This window comes from Aeromonas sp. DNP9 (genome assembly GCF_001728955.1).
Classification (GTDB): Bacteria; Pseudomonadota; Gammaproteobacteria; order Enterobacterales; family Aeromonadaceae; genus Aeromonas; species Aeromonas veronii.
In genome coordinates this window covers 23,437-43,805 of the sequence record NZ_LYSQ01000015.1, presented here as the reverse complement: position 1 = coordinate 43,805, position 20,369 = coordinate 23,437, and the positions used below count along the sequence as shown (strand labels likewise).

Genomic DNA, 20,369 nt, shown 5'->3' with positions numbered 1-20,369 from the left:
CTTTACCATGGGGCATATCTGAATCTGACCGGAATGCCCCATGTCTACCTCAACCACCCTCAAACTTGCCCTGGAGCTGGCGGCCAAGGTCACCGGTCGGGAAGACCTGGCCGCCTTGGCGGGTGAGGTGCAGGAGCTGGGCCCAATCTCGGACGAGACGGCAGCCGAAACAGCGCAGTTGGCCGAGAGCCTCGAATCGTTAAGCCGCCAGCAGGCGCTGATCCAGCAGTTCAGTGACTCCAAAGCCGCCCTGACCCAGCTCGAACTGGCGACCGTGCTCAGCCGTGACAAGCTGGAGCAGTTGCGCCGTGAGCAACAAGCTGGCAGTGGCGATGCCAAGGCGCTGGCCGAACAAGAGCGGTTGCTGGCCTCCGAAGTCAAGCAGCTGGAGCGCCAGCTGGTCGCTCAGTCCGCCAGTCATACCCGCCTGCATGCCGGGCTCAAGCAGTCCGGGCTCGACACCAAGAATCTTGCCCAGGAACAGCAGCGCCTGCAGCGTGAGCTGACCAAAAGTGTCGCCCATACCGAACGGCTGGGGCGCGAACTTAGCCTGGGCAGTCAACAGGCCGGTGGCTTGCAGGGGGCAATCTGCAGCCTGACCGGGCGCCTGGTGGCCATGGCCGGAACCTGGTTCGGTATCCAGACCCTTACCAGCCAACTGATGGCCATGTTCCAGACTGGCGATCAGGCCGAGCGCCTCGATGTGCAGCTCAAGGCGGTGATGGGATCGATTGCCGGTGGCAAAGAGGCGTCAGCCTGGATCCAGGACTTTGCCAAGAAGACCCCCCTGCAGCTCAGTGAAGTCACCCAGGTATTCGTGCGCCTCAAGGCGTTCGGCATCGACCCCATGGCGGGGGCCATGCAGGGCATTGTCGATCAGGCATTCAAATTGGGCGGCGGTTTTGAAGAGGTGCAGGGCATCTCCCTGGCCCTTGGCCAAGCCTGGGCCAAGCAGAAGCTACAGGGTGAGGAGATCCTGCAGTTGATTGAGCGGGGCGTGCCGGTCTGGCAGATGCTGGAGCAGGTGACTGGCAAGAATACCGCCGAGCTGCAGAAACTCTCCGAGGCAGGCAAGCTGGGCCGCGAGACCATCTCTGCCCTGATGAATGAGATTGCCACCCAATCGCGCGGTGCGGCTGCCGACAACATGAGTCTGCTCTCCGGGCTTATCTCCAATGCTCAGGACAACCTCGGCAAGTTTTACCGGATGGTGGCCGAGAACGGGGCGCTGGCCTGGCTCAAAAACCAGCTGGCCAACCTTAACGCTGAATTCGACAGGATGGCCAGGGATGGCCGCCTGCAGGCATGGGCCAAGCGCCTCTCCGATGGCTTTATCACCATGGGGGAAACCCTCAAGTCGCTGATCCAGATCCTCTATGAGTGGCGCACCGCGCTGACCGTGCTGGCCCAGGCATGGGGCGGCCTGAAAATCGCGGGCTGGATTGGTGATCTGCGCAGCCTCTACGCCCAGTTTATTGCCATGCCTGTGGCGAGCGCGACAGCAACAGGCGGCATGACCACTGCGGGCACGGCTGCAGCCGGTGCGGCGATAGGGGTCAGGGTGCTGGGCGCTGCCGTCAAGGGTCTGCTGGCCGCCGTGGCGGTCGAGTCCATCATCCAGATCACCCAGTTTGCCTCTGCCCTGCGTCAGCTGGTGCAGGCTGAGCTGGCACTCCGGGAGGCGCAAGGGCTGCGTTCAGAGACTCAGGCCCGCCTCAATGGCCAGTTTGCCGCCCTGTCAGCCGAGCTTGGTTTCGCCATCACCAGCATGGCGGATCTTGATCGCCTGGTCGCCGAGGGCAAGGTGCATTACGACGAGGCCACTGGAAGCTGGCGACAAGGCGCCGCAGCCGTTAAAGCGCTGGGGGCGGAGGCCAAGAGCACCCGTGACTATCTGGCCGAGATCAATGCGGTGGCCAAGCAAACCGCCGCCGATGGCCCGGCCAAACTGGCTGAGGCGTTTAAGGTGCTCGGCCTCGATTTTGAGCAGGCCAATGGCCGTATCGGTGAGGGTTTTCAGAAGACCATCGGCGCCCTGGATGTATTGGTGGCGCACACGGGGGCCAGTAGTGCCGCCATCGAGGAGGCGCTGGCCGCCGCCTACAACAGCGCCAAGACCACCGCCGAGATCGATGCGGTGATCGCGCGGCAAAAGCAACTGGCCGCCCAGGGCAAGATCACCGGGGATGCGCTGGCCCGCTCCATGGCCATAGCCGCCGATGCCATGGCCAAGGTGAAAGGGGGGAGTGGCGATGCCAAGCTGGCAGTCGCGGCTATTGGTGATGGTTTTGACGAGGCCGCCGCACGGGCCAAGGGGGCCACCGATGCGATGCGGGCGGGGCTTAAAGGGGTTCAGGATGAAGCCAAGCAGACCAATGCCAGCCTTGCCAGTAGCGGCGGGGGCGGTGGTCGAGGCGATATCACCCGCACCGTGAATGCCGGTTCTTTCTACTACAAGAGCGTGGATCTCAATAGCCTGCGCGGCAATGCTGAGGGGCTGGCCAATACCTTGGCTGGTGTTGAGGATGAGCTTGCCCGCTACAGCCAGAAGGTCAAAGACATTCCGGCCTATAGCGAGTGGAGCAAGTATTACGGCGAGAAGTTCCAAAAGGAGATGGAGGCCATGCGTGCTCGACTCAAGGAGGAGCTCGACAAGGCTCTTGCCAAAGAGAGTGCCAAAACCAACCAGGCCGCCACCCAGCCACCAGTCCCAACAGCAGAGCCATCTACCCCCAGCACCAACACCCCAGGGACGCGCAGGCCCTTGTCCGAGCGGATCACCATCGAGCTCAAAGGAGCAGGGGGGGCGGCCGAACTGCAGGCCGATGAGGCCAATGCGAATGCCCTGATTTCCCTTCTTAAACAGCAAGGACTTCGCCAATGAACGTGACCTTAAATAGCGTGCTGCTGCCAGATGATCTGGTCTGGCGCGACGAGTTCGAGTGGGCGCCGGTCGAGCAGGTGGTGACCCCGACCTTGAGTGGCGCCCTGTTGGTGGAGGAGACCGCCAAACCCGAGGGGCGGCCGCTGACCCTGAGCGGGCATTGCGCCCGCGCCAAGGTGCAGGAGATCAAGGTGCTGGAGGCGCAGGTGGCCCGGCTGATGACGCTGACCCTGCTCGATGGCGTGGCCCGCACCGTGGTGTGGCGCCGCCCTGGCGTGGTGGCCATGCCACTGATCGAGATGGCCGACCCGGAAGGGGGCGACCCCTATGCCTTGACCCTGAATCTGACTGAGGTAACCCCATGACCATTCTCTCTGGCGATATCGTGCTGTTGGCCAGCCAGCGCCTGGTTGATACCGATGACGGCGGTGGTCGCATCACTGGCCGCGAGATCATCAGCGGTAACCATAACAGCCTGTTTCCCGATATCAGCGACATGGATCGGGCCTATGGCACAGTTAATATGCGCAAAGCGTTTCTGGCGGTGCAGACGGACGACACCGACACCTACTATGGCGCCAATGCCATGGTGCTGCTGCCGCCCAGTGATACCAGCGTCAACCTGACGCTGATGACCACCAAAGACCACAACGACACCAGAGGCAATGCCCGCAACACCCTGGAACGCTATCAGGCCCGAGGCCCGAAGTGGCAGGGGGTGCTCTACGATACCCAGCTGGAAGGGCAGCGGGCGATCCGCATCCTGCAACGCATTGAGGTGCGGTTGCCGGAGGTCGGGGAGGTGCTGGTGCTGGTCGACAACGAAGGGAAGGGGAACGAGGTTGAGCAGTATGTACGGGTTGACCGGGTAACCGCCGAGCTGCGAAAGTTTGGGGTGGCTGGCTACCAGGGCGAGTTCACCCGCAACGTGGTCACTTGCGTGATCACTGACCCGTTGCGCCACACCTTTGAAGGGGAGCAGCCCAGCCCCTATGACCAGGCAACCACCAAGACCACCCTGCGGGAAACCGTGGTGGCCGATGCCGCCAACTACTTTTCGACCACCAAGCTGGTCGCGGATGCGGCGCTGGGGGCAATGCGGGTGCAGGCCAAGACCATCTTCACCCAGCTGGTACCCAGTGCCCGCAGTGAAACCCCGGTGGTGGATCTGACCGCTGCCGGTGAGCTGGGCGCTCTGCTGGAGTCCGGGGTGGGCAGCCCCCACACCTTCACCACCACCTCACCGGTCAGCCCCAGTCAGGGGCTGTTCCTGGGGATTGGTGCCATGCCTGGCAGTGTATCGGTCACCATCGGCGCGGCAGTGATCACCGACAAGGGCGGCGAGCTGTTCTTGGTCGGTACCGTGGTGGGGGCTATCGACTACGGGCGCGGCCTGCTGACCTTTAACAGCCAGTGCCCGAACTACGGCGCAACCAGCAAAACCGTGAGCTTTCGCCCGGCAGTGATGCCATCGCGCATCGCTGACACGGCCCAGATCCAGATCGCCGCCAACAACCGGGGCTATGCCTACACCGCGACCCTGCTGCCCACCCCTTGCCCCGGTTCGTTGACCGTCAGCTATCTGGCCCAGGGCAAATGGTACGACTTGAAAGACAACGGGCGCGGGGAGCTGTTTGGCCAGGACAAATCCTATGGCTCTGGCCTGCTCAACTTCACCACCGGCTCTGTGGTGCTGACCCTGGGGGCCCTGCCGGATGTGAACAGCGCGATCATGTTCAGCTGGGGTACCAAGGTCTCTTACCTCAACCGCGCCAGCATGGTGCTGGATCCGGTGCAACTGACCCATAAGCTGGCCCATGAGGGGATCACCCCCAACAGCCTGACCCTGACCTGGCAAGCCGGTGGCGCGACCAAAACCGCCATCGATAACGGGGCGGGTCAGCTGACCGGCGATGCCACCGGCACCATCAATTATGTGACCGGCGATCTGGCCCTGCGGGTGGCAACCCTGCCCGATGGCGGTCAGGAGTACCAGGTTGTTTACCAGTACGGCGCCCCGGACACCCAACGATTTGACTACCCGGCCCGCAACCCGGACGGGACGATCACCCTGCAGCTGACCAAGCAGAACCTGACACCCAGGATGGTATCAGTACGCTGGAATGCCCTTTATGAGGAGGTGAAGGACGACACCGAACTGGTGATCGCTACCCGTGACCCGATCATCAGTGTGCGCGACAACGGCGCGGGCAAGCTGCTGGATGCGGCAGGGGTAGAGCGGGGCAGCGTCAACTACACCACCGGCCAGATCACCATCAAGCCGGATGGCCAGGGCGGCATTCCGAAAACCCGCTATGAGTGGCGCACCATCGGCACCTATGGCGATGGCCAGGGCAACACCATTGCCCGCCAGCGCTGGACGTTGGTTGAAATCTACTATGTGCAGGCCGCCTACCTGTTCCCGGTGGACGACAGTGGTTGGGTCGAGGTGGAGTACCGCAGCAACAATGCAAGCCAAGCAGGCCAGGACACTGTTAAGGCCACCCCGCTGGTGCTGGATATCACCCCGCGCAACGGCGAGGCGATCCTGGCCAACTCAGTGCGTTTTGCCCTGGGCGGGTCAGTCTATGTGGACAGGCAAGGGATCCTTTATCGCAACATCGACCCCGCCACCGGAGCCGGTGAGCAGGCCGGGACACTGGATTACGCCACCGGTAAGGCGACCGTCACGGTCTGGAACCCCGGCGCAGTGCCAGTGCCTGCCCTGAGTTCACTGGTCACCAGCCTGGTGGCTCAGACGGTGGACGAGGTGACATTCAGGACGCCGGGAGCCCCCATTGCGCCATCCAGCCTTTACCTGAGCGGCAACACCGCAGACGGGCGCCGGTTTGAGGTGACCGCCAATGGCGATGGCACCATCACCAGCCAGGATGTAACCGGCAAGGTGGACTATCAGACTGGGGTGGTATCGGTACGCTTTGGCCGACTGGTGACGGCGGCGGGCAACGAGGGTAAACCCTGGTTTGACCCCGATATGGTGGTCGATGGCAAGATCTGGCGCCCCTTGTCGGTGGTGGCTGACACCATCCGGTTTAATGCGGTGGTCTATAGCTATCTGCCGCTCGATGCGGATCTGATCAAGCTGGATCCGGTGCGCCTGCCATCCGATGGCCGGGTGCCCTTCATTCGCAAGGGTTACATCGTGGTGGTGCATTCCACCAAGCGCAGCGCCTTCCCCATGGGAGTACAGGCAGGGCAGCAGCTCAACACCGGGCGCGAACGGTTGGCCTATTGCCGGGTGGAGGATAAGAACGGCAAGGAGCTTTCACCGCAGCTCTACAGCGTCAACATGAACAGCGGGATGGTGACCTTGGCCAGCCCGCTGAACCTGACCGGCTATGTGGAGCCGCTGACCGTGGTTCATCGGATTGAGGATATGAGCCTGGCCACCGATGTGGAGATTTCTGGCCGCATCACTCTGGCCAGGCCACTCAGTCACAACTATGAGGCGGCGGATACCCTGGTCTCCAGCGCCCTCATTATTGGTGACCTGTGGGCCCGCTATGGGGCGCTGTTCGACCAGCGCACCTGGACAAACAACTGGTCTGATTTTCTGATTGGCGACCCCTGCACGGCGGAATACAACGATACGGATTTTCCGATCGTGGTGACCAACCGGGCCACCCTGCAAGAGCGCTGGGCCATCATCTTCCAGACCACCACCACGTTTATTTTGGTCGGCGAGCATGTGGGCCAAATTGCGGTGGGGGATGTGAATACCGACTTTGCCCCCATCAACCCCAACAACGGCCAGCCCTATTTCAGGCTTGACCGGCGTGGCTGGGGGGCCGGGTGGGCTGCGGGTAACGTGCTGCGCTTCAACACCTACGCCGCCAATTACCCGATCTGGTTTATCCGCACCATCTTGCAGTCGGTGGCAGCGGTAGATACCGACCGTTTCGAGGCCCAGCTCAGGGGCAACGTCAACCGTTAACCGGTGAGGCGTTGCGCCTTGCCCGTGGAGAGAAAAGTGATGGCTGAATACAAGGTCAAATGGTTTGCAAGCGAGATGCAGGGCGCACCGAGTCTGGGCGATACCGCAGAGGGCGCCCTGGCGGCGCTGCTCAAGGCGGTGCTGGTCACCGGCTTTGGCACCCTGACCATCAACGTGCTGGCTTTCGATGTCGCCAAGGGGTGGGCAGTGGCGACCTTTACCGGTGGGCATGCCTATCTGCAAGACTCAGTTGTCCAGGTCGAGGGGGTATCGCCTGCTGCCTACAACGGCGAGCATCGGGTGATGCAGGTCACCGCCACTCAGGTCTGGTTTGAGATTGACGGCGGCAACCCCGGTGCTGCCGGTTCCGGCGCGGCCATGACCATGAAGGTGGCGCCGCTGGGCTGGACGATCACCCATGAGAGCGGTGACGGGAAGATCTTTATCGTGCGCCCCACCAATGTCAGTGAGTCGGGCAATGTCAGCCTGCGCATCGACAATTCGGCGTTTTCGGGGTGGATGGGGGCAAACTATTTCAACTATCTGGCCAAGGTGGCGATGGTTGAGGATGTGGTGGATATCAACAGTTACACCACTATTGGGGAGTGGCGCTGGCCTTGTACCGGGCGCTTTTCCAACCGGCGTTGGGATCTGATGGGCGATAGCCAGCTGTTTTACTTCATGCCTGCTTATGCGGCAGGTAACTACCAGTTTATGTATAGCTTTGGCTATATCCGCTCGGTTCGGCCTGGCGACCGCTATCATGCCGTGATTAACCACTATCCGACCACCAATGCCAATGAGCAGGGGCGTAACTGGCAACAGGGTTCATCTAGCTATGCAGCTTGGGGTAACTTTTACCCCTATTTTGATAACGCCAACCACAGGGTAATTGCCCGGCCTTATCACCAGCTATTTGGTGCCACCAACTGGTTTATCAAGGGGATATTCGGTCGATTCGGTAGCGGTTTGAACATTCCCAATGGCCCAGACAACGGCTTTTATGTGACCCAGGATCCCACCATGGTGATCGAGAGTGGCAACCATCTGCGTGGCTATTTGCCCGGTTTGGTGTGCCCGTTCGCCACCATAGGGGCATGGGACAGGAAGAACTTCAAAGACCTGCCTGCCATGCCTGGCAAGTTGTTGCGGTTTGTCAGGGTTGGGTATGAGGAAAATAACTATACCGCTGGGCAGACCTGCCTGATGGGCTTTGACCTGACCGGCCCATGGAGGTAAATCATGGCGACTTTCCTGCCGTCAAAAGGGTGGCTGATGTTATCGGCTGCCCAGACCATTACCTACGATGCCGCGCTTGATGTAACCGCGACCGGTTGGGCGGAATGGGCAGACTGGTTTGGCGATACCGCCGATATCGGGTTGTTTCGTTATGCCTATAACAAGAGCGGTGCCGCTGATACCGGCGTATGGGGTGGGTCTATCCCGTTCAAGCCCATTGGATATCGGTTGAAGATTGGGGCAGCCAACGCCTGCTGGACTAACGACCTGTGCGATATGGATCTGGAGTTTCTGGATGCGGCGGGCAATGTGGTCGCCGCCCTTCGCACCCGCACAGATGGCACCTATCGCAGCGGGCTATGGTACGGCCCAAGCCTTGCCAGCCTGACTAAAGCCACCCAGCGAGATGCATACCCGCGCACCTATGGTGAGCTGACCTTTACCCCAACCAGCCTGATTTATACCGATGATGGCGGTCAGCATCGCAACCAGTCATTTACCCTGACCTGCAATATGGCGGTGGTAACGACCCTGCGTTTTAGCAATATGCGCTCCTACGAGACCTATACAGGTGGCAACGGTTGCCGTGCTGAAACCTATTTGCGCATTGCAGGCGGGCCAGCCGGGTTTGATGGGGACTTTGCGGCGCTGACGACAGAGCAGTACACCGCATTGCAGCCGGATTTGGTATTGCCAGTCGGTGCTGCTATCGAACATCAATCCGGGGTTGGGTTGGTTGCTTCTGGCACTGCACCATCCTACGTCTTGGCCAGGGGGATTTTGCCTGGTCAGACTGGGGTGCTGTTCGATGCGGCTGGCGCTGTGGTTGCCAAACTTGCCTACCTCAATGGTATGGCGGTGCTGACGGTCAGCGGGGTGACCACTCAAGGGCCAGCGGATGCACCCTATCTCGGTTTGGCCGCTATCAATGGGCAAGTGTTTGGCTACTACCAGACCAAGGTGTTTGCCCGATCAACGCAATTCATTGCCTCAACGCAATACAAGATATGGATAGAGCTGCAACCGGGAGACCGCCTGGCCAGGATTGGGACTGAATTTGTCCCGCTCCAGGTCGAGTTTACCTATGTGCTGTTCACCACCCCGATGACCGTTACCGTGGCCAACCAAGAGACCCGCGCCCAGTTCCTGCCGCAAGATGTGGCGTGGCAAGGGAAACCGCCGTTTTATCCTGGCCCGTTGAGTATCCAGCAGATGAGCCAACGAGTGATCTGCAAGGGGCGGGATTACTTCTGGATCCGCGATGGGATGCGCAACGTGGAGCAGGGGTTTATTGAAAGTACGGTGACCATCAGCGGGATGGGAGTACGGCGCCGGGTACTTTGCTTTACCCAGGATGGCGAGCTGGTTGGCGAGACCTACAGCCGTGCATCGGATGGGGTCTATCGGTTCGATCTGCTGTGGCTGAATCGCCGTTATATGGTGGTTGCCCAGGATGACCCAGCATATGGCCCTGCCGATTACAACGCGGTGGCCGCCGACTATCAGGCGCCAAAACCCTATCCGCCTGGTGGTGGTGTGGCGCCCGAGCCGTTCCCCATGATTGCCCCGCTCAAGAGGAAATAACCATGATCTCCTATGCCGAAGGGCTGCGCACCAGTCGCGCCCAGCTATTGGCCACGGCCATTGATACGGGCAGCGGGGCCAGTGCCAAGCTGACCATCTACACCGGCACCAAACCGGCACCGGGGGCGGCCACGACTGACCAGCTTGCTCTGGTGGCGCTGACGTTCAGCCACCCTTGCGCCAAGACGATCAGCGGCGGGGTGCTGACCCTGAAACCCCTGGCCGAGCAGATGGCCACCGCCAGCGGCGCACCCACCTGGGGGCGCATTGTTGACCGGGATGGGGCCTTTGTGGCGGATCTTGATGTCGGGGTGCCGGGCAGCGGCGCCGATCTGGAGCTGCCCGCAGCGGAGTTTTTTGCCGGTGCGCTGATCCGCATCAATACCGCCACCATCACTGAACCGTAACCGGGGGGCCATATGGCCAGAAAGGATGGCAGCTTAGCGCTGCGTAAGGCTCGCAGCATCAATGGCCAGCTGGAGCTGAATCAGTCTGAGGTGGTGCGGCTGGTAGGCATCCTGAATAGTACCAACTTGCCGCCACGCCTGAGTGCGTCACCGGGGCTGGTGCTGGCATCGGTATTGGATGGCACCTCGCATCGCTCCAGCGCGATGCTGGACGGCTCTGTGGTACTTGATGCGGTGCTTGCCAGCCACACCCATAGCCATGGGGAGCTGGTCGGCGCGTTCGTCATTGAATGCACTATGGCCATCATATCCCGCGCCCCGCTGCCGGTGATCGCCGGGGAGTATGACCAGAACGTATTCCGGGGCCCTGCTAGTGCAATGGGGGATGTTTGGGATCGGGCTGATCGCCATTCCCAGGCCCTCAGTAGCGAATGGCAGAAGGCAGGCACCGAGCGGGCAACCAGCCGCTCCCTGTGGCAACAGGCCGCCGCGCATCAGCAGCAGGTGGCTGAGCTGGGCGAGCAGATGCCGCAGACGTTTATGGCCAATCAACAGCGCTTTGCCGAGGGGCTGCCGGTCAGCCAGCAGAGCTGCCAGGGCTATGACAGCCTGGCCGCTGGCCATGTGGCGAATCACACCCTGTGGGTCGAGGCGGCGCCGGTCAGTAGCTGGCGCCTGGTCGGGTTCACCAACCCGCCGCGCTTTGACCAGGCTTGGCAGGCTGACCTGTGGCAAGAGGGCATCCCCATCGGTAAAGGGGTGGCCGCTCAAGCCTGGCACCACGGCAAGCCGCTGATAGAGGGCTGGCGTGATGGTTGGGATGAGGCCATGTTGCCCACCTGGGGCAAGACGCCGCCACCAGAACCACCCAAGCCACCCATCCGCCCCGATAAGCGGGTGCTGCGGTTGGCGTTCGGGCGCAAGCGCGACACGGCAGAGCTGGAGTTCGTCTGGCAGGGCAGTGATGCGGCAATCGTCATTCCAACCCGGAGGGTTTATCTGGTGAGCAATACAGCAAAGATCGTGCGGGTACGCGATGGGCTCGATATCCCGGCCACTGCGGTGAGTATCGAGCTCGATACTGACTCCTGGGCGTGGCAGTTCAGCGCTCAAATTCCCCGTATTGCGGCGGCTGCGCTGACCGATGAGGAAGAGGTCAGCATCCATATCAATAGTCAGCAATGGGACTGCGTGTGCGATGGCTGGCAATCAAGTCAGAGCTTTGGTCGCGAGTCGGCAACGCTGACCGGCCGCTCGCGTACCGCATATCTGTCACCGACCCATGTATTGGCGCAGGCGGTGAGTGAGCATGCTGCCGCGACCATGGCCCAGCTGGCGGCCGCCGTATTGCCGGTGGGGTGGACGCTGGATTGGCAAGCGGCTGACTGGTTGGTGCCTGCCGGGTTCTTTAGCCTGGATAACCAAACCCCGATCGAGGTGGTCAGGTACCTGGCCGAGGCGGCCGGTGGTTTTGTGCTGCCACACCAGCGCAACCGTCATCTGGTTATCAAACCACGTTATCCCACTGTGCCGTGGCAGCTCGACAGTGCAGAGGCCGATGTGGCGATCCCCCGAGCCATCATTACTACCCTGGGCAGTGACTTCCAGCCGGGTCATGCGGCCAACGGGATCTGGGTGACTGGAGGCCACCAGGGCATCAGTGTGCGGGTGGTGCGCCAGGGAACGGCTGGCGAACAGAAAGCGCCGACCATCACCCACCCGCTGGTATGTGATGTGACGGCCGCCCGTGCCCAGGGTGTGGTGGGGCTGGCCAAGACCATGCCCAAGCGTACCCAGACCATTGAACTGCCGTTGTCTGCTGATACCGGGCTGATCCTGCCGGGCGCATTGCTCGCCGTGGATGGTTGGAAGGGTTACAACCGGGGCGTCAGAGTCTCTGCTGCGCTGCAGAACAGGGCCATGACGGTACGCCAGCAGCTCACTGTGGAGCGATTTGTATGAACCTGTTTAAGCGATTCCTGGAGCTGGTGCCCGGCGCTGATCCCTTGCTGGTTGGTACCGTGACCGCAGTAGGTACCACGACCACGACTCTCAGCGCGTTGGCGGGTGGAACGGTCACAGTACGGGGCACCGGGGTAGCCATCGGCAAGAAGGCATTTTACAGGGGAGGGGAACTGGCAGGAGAGGCGCAGGATTTACCGACCTATGAGATAGAGGTTTAATGCCGGTTTAACGGGGTTATCAAACTCAGTGATTCCGGTGCCACCAAGTTTGATAAACTACTGGGCTGGTAGCTTTTCATTTTCCCCGTAACTCTTTTTCATTTTCGGCGGCGGGCTACACTTCGGATGCCCATTTTTGCCGCAGTTCAACACATCAGAGCACCTTATCGCGGCAAGATGAGGTATCTTATGCCCCGATTTCATCCATTAAACGGATCCGAGACCCCATATGATCATCAAACCCAAGGTTCGCGGCTTTATCTGCACCACCACTCATCCGGTCGGTTGTGAAGCCAATGTTCGTCGCCAGATCGCTTATACCAAGGCCAAGGGCACCATCGAGAATGGCCCCAAGAAGGTGCTGGTGATCGGCGCTTCCACCGGTTATGGCCTGGCCTCCCGGATTGCGGCTGCCTTCGGTAGCGGCGCCGCCACCCTCGGCGTCTTCTTTGAAAAAGCGGGCACCGAGTCCAAGACCGGTACCGCCGGCTGGTACAACTCTGCCGCCTTCGACAAGGCAGCCAAAGAGGCGGGCCTCTACGCCAAGAGCGTCAACGGCGATGCCTTCTCCAACGAGTGCCGCGCCAAGGTGATCGAGCTCATCAAGCAGGATTTGGGTCAGATTGATCTGGTGGTCTACTCCCTGGCCTCTCCGGTGCGCAAGATGCCGGAAACCGGCGAAGTGGTGCGCTCTGCCCTCAAACCGATCGGTGAGGTCTACACCACCACCGCCATCGATACCAACAAGGACCAGATCATCACCGCCACCGTCGAGCCGGCTAACGAGGAAGAGATCCAGAACACCATCACAGTGATGGGCGGTCAGGATTGGGAGCTGTGGATGGCTGCCCTGCGTGATGCCGGCGTGCTGGCTGACGGCGCCAAGTCCGTGGCCTACTCCTACATCGGTACCGATCTGACCTGGCCAATCTACTGGCATGGCACTCTGGGCCGCGCCAAGGAAGATCTGGATCGCGCCGCTGCCGCCATCCGTGGCGATCTGGCTGCCAAGGGCGGCACCGCTCACGTGGCTGTGCTGAAATCCGTGGTGACCCAGGCCTCCTCCGCCATTCCGGTGATGCCGCTCTATATCTCCATGGCCTTCAAGATCATGAAGGAGAAGGGGATTCACGAGGGTTGCATGGAGCAGGTGGATCGCATGATGCGTACCCGTCTCTACGCGTCCGACATGGCGCTGGACGAGCAGGCGCGCATCCGCATGGATGACTGGGAACTGCGCGAAGACGTGCAGCAGACCTGCCGCGACCTGTGGCCGTCCATCACCAGCGAGAACCTCTCCGAGCTGACTGATTACACCGGCTATAAGCAGGAGTTCCTGCGCCTGTTCGGTTTCGGTCTGGACGAGGTCGATTACGATGCGGATGTGAATCCGGACGTGAAATTCGACGTGGTCGAGCTCTGAGTCTGACTCAAGTGAAAACAGGGCCCTGCGGGGCCCTGTTTTTTTGGCAAAAATTCCGCTAACTTGCGGAATTTTATTATCAGCGATCACCTTTTTCCCATATCAAACCCGCTAGTCTTGCGCTGATCGGATCACAGACGGCATTGCCGAGGAATGGAAGCTATGACCACTCCAAACGAGGCGCCCAAGAAGCGCCAACTCCCCACTGTCTATACCCTGCTTTTTATCATCATCGCCCTGATGGCCGCCCTCACCTGGGTGCTGCCAGCGGGCAAATATGACTATGTCACCGCCAAGACCCAGCAGCCGGTGGCGGCAGCGGCCGTGGCTGATTACAGCGGCGACGAGCGGCTGTTGCCAGTGCCCGGCAGTTACACCGAGCTACCCGCCCACCCGCAAGGGGTGTTCGAGGTGCTCAAGGCGCCGATCCAGGGCTTTCACAAGGCGGCCGACGTGGCACTGTTCGTGCTCATCATCGGCGGCTTTCTGGCGGTGACCATGCAAAGCGGTGCGCTCGATGCCGGGGTGGGGGCCATAGTGCGTGCCTTCGCTGGCCGTGAGCGGCTGCTGATCCCGGTGCTGATCGCGCTCTTTGCCCTCGGTGGCTCCACCTTCGGCATGGCAGAGGAGACGGTGGCCTTCTGGGCACTCATCGTGCCGGTCATGATGGCGGCGGGCTTCGATCGCATGGTGGCCGCGGGGATCATCCTGCTTGGTTCCGGGGTCGGGGTTCTCGCCTCCACCGTCAACCCGTTTGCCACCGGCATTGCCTCCGGTTTTGCCGGCATTCCCATCGGTGAGGGGATTGGCCTGCGGGTCATCCAGTGGCTGCTGCTGGTGATCTTCGCCTCCTGGTTCGTGATGCGTTACGCCAAGCAGGTGCAGCAGGATAAGTCCCGTTCCGTGCTGGCCGACATCACTTATGACGACGAGTTCTCCCAGATGAAGAGCGGCAATCTCGCCTTCACCGGCAAGCAGAAGCTCACCATGTTGGTCTTCTTCGGCACCTTCCTGCTGATGATCTATGCGGTGGTGCCCTGGTCGGATTTGGGGATCGATGTGCTGCCCACCTTTGGCTGGTGGTTTGACGAGCTCTCTACCCTGTTCTTTAGTGCCTCCATCCTGATTGCGCTGATCAACCGGATGCCGGAATCCAACTATGTGGCGACCTTCCTCAATGGCGCGCGGGATCTGATCGGGGTGGCGCTGGTGGTGGCGGTGGCGCGCGGCATCTATGTGGTGATGGAGCAGGGCGTCATCATCGATACCATTTTGCACTGGGCTGAGGGGCTGGTGACCGGACTCTCCTCGTCGGTATTCATCCTGATGGCCTATCTGGTGCACATCATTCTGAGCTTCTTTATTCCCTCCACCTCGGGGCTGGCGACCGTATCCATGCCACTGATGGGGCCGCTGGCGGACTTCTCCGGCATCTCACGGGATCTGGTGATCACTGCCTATCAGTCCGCTTCCGGCTGGATCAACCTGTTCGCCCCTACCGCCGCTCATCTGGTGGCCGGTCTGGCGCTCGCCAAGATCCCCTACGATCGCTTCGTGCGCTGGGTGCTGCCCTTTATCATCGGTGTAGCCCTCATCACCATGGCGGTGCTGGTGGCCGGTGCCCTGCTGCATGGCTGATGGTACGGACGAAAAACGACAGATAACAAAAAGGCTCCGTAAGGAGCCTTTTTCATTGGCTTTGTTTACTGCTTGTAGCTCTTGAGGAAGCGGGCGAGGCGGCCGATGGCATCCTCCAGCTCCTCTTCGCGAGGCAGGAACACCAGTCGGAAGTGATCCGGTGCCGGCCAGTTAAAGCCTGTGCCCTGTACCAGCAGCAACTTCTCCTGCTGCAGCAGGTCGAACACCATCTTCTGGTCGTCGCGGATGTCATACACCTTGGGGTCGAGGCGCGGGAACATGTAGAGCGCCCCCTTGGGTTTGACGCAGGAGACCCCGGGGATCTCGTTCAAGAGCTCCCACGCCTTGTCCCGCTGCTTGCGCAGGCGGCCGCCCGGCAGGATCAGCTCGTTGATGCTCTGGTAGCCACCGAGCGCAGTCTGGATGGCGTGCTGCATAGGTACGTTGGCGCACAGCCGCATGGAGGCCAGCATCTCCAGCCCTTCAATGTAACCGCGGGCACGGCCTTTTGGACCGGTGATGACCATCCAGCCCTGACGGAAGCCGCAGGCGCGGTAGGCCTTGGAGAGGCCATTGAAGGTCACCACCATCACATCGTCACACAAGGTGCAGACGCTGGTGTGGGAGATGTCGTCGTAGAGGATCTTGTCGTAGATCTCGTCGGCGAAAATGATGAGGTTGTGCTGGCGGGCGATCTCGATCACCTCCAGCAGGAACTCGCTGCCGTAGACGGCGCCGGTCGGGTTGTTGGGGTTGATCAGCACCAGGCCGCGAGTGCGCGGGGTGATGCGGGCACGGATGTCATCGAGATCCGGATACCAGTCAGCCCCTTCGTCGCAGCGGTAGTGCACCGCATGGCCACCGGAGAGGGTGACGGCGGCAGTCCAGAGCGGGTAGTCGGGGGAGGGGACCAGCATCTCGTCGCCATTGTTGAGCAGCGCCTGCATTGCCATCACGATCAGCTCGCTGGCACCGTTGCCGATGTAGATGTCGTCGATATCGACCTTGCGCATCCCTTTTTGCTGGTAGTACTGCATCACCGCTTTGCGAGCAGAGAACAGCCCCTTGGAGTCGCAGTAGCCCTGGCTCAGTGGCATGTTGAGGATCACATCCTTGATGATCTCTTCCGGCGCATCAAAGCCGAACGGGGCCGGGTTGCCGATGTTGAGCTTGAGAATGCGGTGGCCTTCGTCTTCGAGACGGCGAGCCTCTTTATGCACCGGGCCGCGGATGTCATAGCAGACATCGTCGAGCTTGTGCGACTTGTCGATTGTGAACATGGTGACAGTGATTCCTTCCCCACAGGGACGCGTTGGCGAAAAAGGCGATTTTTAGTATCAAATTTCTTTTCCCCTATTCTTCACAGAATTGAATGCTAGAACAATCCTCTTTTTAGAAGAATTCCCTGATTTTTAGCCCTAAAACAGGGTTGCCAGAACGTTAAATTCAGCACGATCTTTGGTGCTAACCGAGGTTAACTAGTGAAACATGGGGAACGAATTAACAAAGCTGCCTGACTGTGTTGCAATATCCGGATCCTGTGGCACGATTGGCTTGTGTAAAAAATCGTCTTCGCCCCCCTTTCGATGAGTTGAATGGCACCCATGGTGTCATCTTTATGTGGTTCGCTCATCGGCGTTCACTTCTACGAGGTTTTCCCATGCAAGCACCCGTTCCAGGCCGCTATCGTCACTTCAAGGGGGGTTACTATCAAGTGCTTGCCCTGGCTTTGCATACCGAAACCCAGGAGCAGCTGGTCATTTATCAATCCGAGCAGGATGGTCAGGTCTATGCCCGTCCCGTCGCTATGTTTATGGAGTGGATTGAGCATCAGGGGCAGGTTGTCAGCCGTTTTGCCCCGGCAGGAGACTGACCACGCCTCCGTTTTTATCGTTCAAGGGATGAGCAGTCGAGCTAAATGGTGTCACAAGTTGTCGCATGACGCCCTTGGGTATGAGATGTGCAGCCAGTCGTCTTAATGATAAATCCCTTATCTAATCAACTAATTGTGACAAACATCACATTCAGTGAGCTCTGCCTGCCGGGTTCGCAATCTGGATTCACACTCCCATAATGCTGCGCTTGTTCAAGCATGGGCCCTTCTCGGGTCTTGTTCGGTGTTATCTCAAATGGGAGAAATAATGTGAAACCTGTTGCTGCTGAGTTTATGGGCACTTTCTGGCTGGTATTGGGCGGTTGCGGCAGTGCCGTGCTGGCTGCAGCCTTCCCTCACGTCGGGATTGGTCTGCTGGGGGTCTCGCTGGCTTTCGGTCTGACCGTGCTGACCATGGCGTTTGCCATCGGCCATATCTCCGGTTGCCACCTCAATCCGGCCGTGACCGTCGGTCTGTGGGCGGGTGGTCGTTTTCCGGCCTCCGGTGTACTGCCTTATATGGTGGCGCAAGTGCTGGGTGGCATTGCCGCCGCTGCCGTGCTTTACGTGATTGCCAGCGGTCAGGCCGGGTTTGATCTCTCTGCCGGTTTTGCTTCCAACGGCTACGGTGAGCACTCTCCGGGTGGTTATAGCCTTACTGCCGCACTGGTGTGTGAAGTGGTGATGACCGGTTTCTTCCTGTTCGTCATCATGGGGGCCACCGATAGCCGTGCGCCTGCCGGTTTCGCGCCGATCGCCATCGGTCTGTGCCTAACCCTGATCCACCTCGTCAGCATTCCGGTGACCAATACCTCTGTCAACCCGGCCCGCAGTACCGGTGTTGCGCTGTTTGTCGGTGACTGGGCTATCAGCCAGCTGTGGCTGTTCTGGGTTGCCCCGATTGTCGGTGCCATTCTGGGTGCGCTGGCTTATCGCCTGGTGGCGACTGAGCAGAAGTAATCATTTGCGAAACAAAGTGTGGTATCGACACGCCTGCGGGCGTGTTTTTTGTTTCTGGAGGGGCGAGAAAAGAGCATTAACCGAGGCTAACCTCAGAGCCCTTTGGCCTGCAGCATCTCTTTGTAGCGCAGGTGGAGGAGCTGGACGCGCTCCACATAGGCACGGGTTTCCGCATAGGGCGGGATACCGCCATGTTTTTGTACGGCGCCCGCGCCGGCGTTGTAGGCCGCGGTCGCCAGCGCCACGTTGCCGTCATACTGCTTGAGCAGTCCCGCCAGGTATTTCACCCCGCCGAAGATATTCTGCTCCGCCAGCAAGGCATTGCCGACCCCCAACTCCCGCGCCGTGGCGGGCATCAGCTGGGTCAGCCCCATCGCCCCCTTGCGGGAGACCGCCAGCGGATTGAAAGCGGATTCCGCATGGATCAGCGCCCGGATCAGCGCCGGCTCAACCTGATAGGTTTTGGCGGCCGCCTTGATGGTGCTGGCATAGTCATAGAGAAACAGCCCTGTGGTCTGCCAGTTGACGCTGGATTTGGGATCGCAGGCGAAGCAGTCATTGAACAGCAGTAGCTCGTAATGGCCCTGTTCGGGTGCCATATCGGAGTAGCGAACCACCCCGTTCTGTTGCACCGATTTATAGACCTGGATCTGCTTCTTGCCGTTGGTGGCGACTGCCGCTGTTTGAGCGGTGTCGGGTTGTGAGGCGGGAGTGGCATCTTTGACCGGACGCAAGGGGAAGGGAGCGGCGGTCAGGAAGATCACCTCCGCGGGAGGGGGAGTCTGGCTCCATCCGCTCAGGGGGATCAACAACATATGGCCTGCCAGCATCCATGCTTTCAACCCTGATACTCCTTCTTGTGATGACCATGTTGAGTAAAGCATCATGACGAGGGCAGAACAAGCGGCCAACAGGGGGCAAATGATCCGATTCGGTGACCGGGATCAAAGTATCCGCCGCAATAAAGGATTGTCATCATAAAGCACGGTTTTGGCCGTCAGGCGGTGGGTCATGGCCTCTTCCACCGGGTAAGCAAGCTGCCCATGACGTCCGCTTTTTTGTTGACGAAAGGCATGCTATCGTGCTGGCGTCATGTGGTCGGATTAGCGCACCGTATCTGGCACTAATAACTGATTATCAAAGGATTTGTCTGTGACAAGCAAGCTGGCGATGGAACTCACTTTCGAAGAGTACTGCGACGCCGACCTCTCCCTTATCAGGGACTATTACGAGACGACGTTTTCCCACTATGTGCCGGATCTGGCCGAGCGGATCTTTGTCGTACGTGATGCTCACTGGCTGGTGGGGGCGGTACGGCTGCGGGACGAGGAGGAGTTTTACCATCTGTGCGGCTTTCGCCTGTTGCCCCACTACCAGTCGCTGGGATTGGGATCTCGGCTGTTGCAGCACGCCTGTCACGGTCTGTTGGACAAACCTGTGGTCTGTCAGGCGCTGCCCTTCGAGAAGCCTTTCTATCTCAAGGCCGGGTTTGCCGATATGCCCCTCAATCAATTGAGCGGGTCGCTTTTCTCCCTCTACGAGCGGCAGCAGCAGCAGGGTTATCAGGTGGAGCTGCTGGTACGGGATACCACCCAGCCCCTCCTGAATTGAGCGGTTTAGCGGGGTTTGGTCAGCAGGTGGATCTTGCCCGGTGACAGCTCCAGCCCCAGCAGATTCTCCTTCAGCCATGCTTGATCCGGATCCTTGTCATTGAGTTTGTAGACCGGCTTGGTCTCGAGCCGCTTCTCCATGCTCTGCAGCAACATGTTGAGCATCAGCCCGAACTTTCTCTCGGCCGCCTCCGGCTCCAGCTTGTACTCCACCAACTTCATGTTATCGAGAAACAAGGCGCTCTGGCTCTTGTCATAGCGGGGTCTCGCCTCATAGGTCATCTGCAGGCGGGCGTCATATTCGGTATTGTCTGGCAGGGCGATGTTGAGCTTGCCCTTGCCATAGACCCGGGCGGTATCGGGGCGTTGGCGACCGATTTGGACGTCGCTCTGCTCAAGCGTCACATGGGCCTTGATGATGCCCGGCAGCTCCAGCTGTTTGTCGACTTGCACCTGAGATTGCAGGTACTGGTTTATCTGTTGCTCATTGATGTCATATGAGCCTTGGCCTAGCATGGCCAGGCTGAGCAGCATAGATTGCAGGATCATGCGTGCGACCTGATAGAATGGATTTGCCTTACAGCATACCATCCCGGCCGGTTGGGGTCTGCCC

The 20,369-nt window shown here is 60.1% G+C and carries 16 protein-coding genes; 13 read left to right on the top strand and 3 right to left on the bottom strand.

Annotation, left to right across the window (positions count from 1 at the left end; all coding sequences use genetic code 11):
- The first annotated feature begins 40 nt into the window (after nt 1-40).
- The 10 genes from A9G06_RS11690 (at nt 41) to A9G06_RS11645 (ending at nt 15,313) form a co-directional block, all read left to right on the top strand.
- On the top strand, nt 41-2,884 hold the full coding sequence (locus A9G06_RS11690; protein ID WP_069555346.1) for a tape measure protein: 2,844 nt from the start codon (nt 41-43) through the stop codon (nt 2,882-2,884).
- Nucleotides 2,881-3,249, top strand: a complete 369-nt coding sequence (locus A9G06_RS11685) for a hypothetical protein (protein ID WP_069555345.1) — start codon at nt 2,881-2,883, stop codon at nt 3,247-3,249. The genes A9G06_RS11690 and A9G06_RS11685 overlap by 4 nt, the downstream gene beginning before the upstream one ends.
- Nucleotides 3,246-6,839, top strand: a complete 3,594-nt coding sequence (locus A9G06_RS11680; protein ID WP_069555344.1) for a curculin (mannose-binding) lectin protein — start codon at nt 3,246-3,248, stop codon at nt 6,837-6,839. The genes A9G06_RS11685 and A9G06_RS11680 overlap by 4 nt, the downstream gene beginning before the upstream one ends.
- 39 nt (nt 6,840-6,878) lie before the next feature.
- Nucleotides 6,879-8,078 (top strand): hypothetical protein, encoded by a 1,200-nt coding sequence (locus A9G06_RS11675; RefSeq protein ID WP_069555343.1) that lies wholly within the window; start codon nt 6,879-6,881, stop codon nt 8,076-8,078.
- A gap of 3 nt (nt 8,079-8,081) precedes the next feature.
- A complete protein-coding gene (locus tag A9G06_RS11670) occupies nt 8,082-9,662 on the top strand; it encodes a hypothetical protein (protein ID WP_069555342.1) in 1,581 nt (526 codons plus the stop codon).
- A 2-nt stretch (nt 9,663-9,664) separates the two neighbouring features.
- A complete protein-coding gene (locus tag A9G06_RS11665; RefSeq protein WP_005345842.1) occupies nt 9,665-10,069 on the top strand; it encodes a hypothetical protein in 405 nt (134 codons plus the stop codon).
- A 12-nt stretch (nt 10,070-10,081) separates the two neighbouring features.
- Nucleotides 10,082-12,031 carry a hypothetical protein gene (locus A9G06_RS11660; protein ID WP_069555341.1) on the top strand — a complete coding sequence of 650 codons (1,950 nt, stop codon included), beginning with the start codon at nt 10,082-10,084 and terminating at the stop codon, nt 12,029-12,031.
- The gene (locus tag A9G06_RS11655) at nt 12,028-12,252 is read left to right on the top strand and encodes a hypothetical protein (RefSeq protein ID WP_069555340.1); all 225 of its coding nucleotides are present in this window, start codon (nt 12,028-12,030) and stop codon (nt 12,250-12,252) included. The genes A9G06_RS11660 and A9G06_RS11655 overlap by 4 nt, the downstream gene beginning before the upstream one ends.
- A 229-nt stretch (nt 12,253-12,481) precedes the next feature.
- On the top strand, nt 12,482-13,675 hold the full coding sequence (gene fabV / locus A9G06_RS11650; RefSeq protein WP_005353312.1) for an enoyl-ACP reductase FabV: 1,194 nt from the start codon (nt 12,482-12,484) through the stop codon (nt 13,673-13,675).
- 162 nt (nt 13,676-13,837) lie between these two features.
- Nucleotides 13,838-15,313 (top strand): YfcC family protein, encoded by a 1,476-nt coding sequence (locus A9G06_RS11645; RefSeq protein ID WP_058052104.1) that lies wholly within the window; start codon nt 13,838-13,840, stop codon nt 15,311-15,313.
- Between the two features lie 65 nt (nt 15,314-15,378).
- Here the strand turns inward: A9G06_RS11645 and A9G06_RS11640 are convergent, their stop codons facing one another.
- Complete coding sequence (locus A9G06_RS11640; protein ID WP_069555339.1) at nt 15,379-16,593, bottom strand: pyridoxal phosphate-dependent aminotransferase; 1,215 nt, start codon at nt 16,591-16,593, stop codon at nt 15,379-15,381.
- Between the two features lie 380 nt (nt 16,594-16,973).
- On the opposite strand from A9G06_RS11640, the gene A9G06_RS11635 reads away from it, so the two are divergent.
- Both A9G06_RS11635 and aqpZ read left to right on the top strand, forming a co-directional pair.
- On the top strand, nt 16,974-17,186 hold the full coding sequence (locus tag A9G06_RS11635; RefSeq protein WP_005334366.1) for a DUF1653 domain-containing protein: 213 nt from the start codon (nt 16,974-16,976) through the stop codon (nt 17,184-17,186).
- 270 nt (nt 17,187-17,456) lie between these two features.
- Nucleotides 17,457-18,146 carry an aquaporin Z gene (gene aqpZ, locus A9G06_RS11630; RefSeq protein WP_069555338.1) on the top strand — a complete coding sequence of 230 codons (690 nt, stop codon included), beginning with the start codon at nt 17,457-17,459 and terminating at the stop codon, nt 18,144-18,146.
- A 92-nt stretch (nt 18,147-18,238) separates the two neighbouring features.
- Here the strand turns inward: aqpZ and A9G06_RS11625 are convergent, their stop codons facing one another.
- Complete coding sequence (locus A9G06_RS11625) at nt 18,239-18,976, bottom strand: lytic transglycosylase domain-containing protein (RefSeq protein WP_069555337.1); 738 nt, start codon at nt 18,974-18,976, stop codon at nt 18,239-18,241.
- Between the two features lie 340 nt (nt 18,977-19,316).
- Between A9G06_RS11625 and A9G06_RS11620 the strand changes: the two genes are divergently transcribed.
- The gene (locus A9G06_RS11620; RefSeq protein ID WP_041980377.1) at nt 19,317-19,757 is read left to right on the top strand and encodes a GNAT family N-acetyltransferase; all 441 of its coding nucleotides are present in this window, start codon (nt 19,317-19,319) and stop codon (nt 19,755-19,757) included.
- Nucleotides 19,758-19,762: 5 nt separating this feature from the next.
- Here A9G06_RS11620 and A9G06_RS11615 read toward each other — a convergent pair whose 3' ends face one another.
- The gene (locus tag A9G06_RS11615; protein WP_069555336.1) at nt 19,763-20,305 is read right to left on the bottom strand and encodes a DUF1439 domain-containing protein; all 543 of its coding nucleotides are present in this window, start codon (nt 20,303-20,305) and stop codon (nt 19,763-19,765) included.
- Nucleotides 20,306-20,369 lie beyond the last annotated feature (64 nt).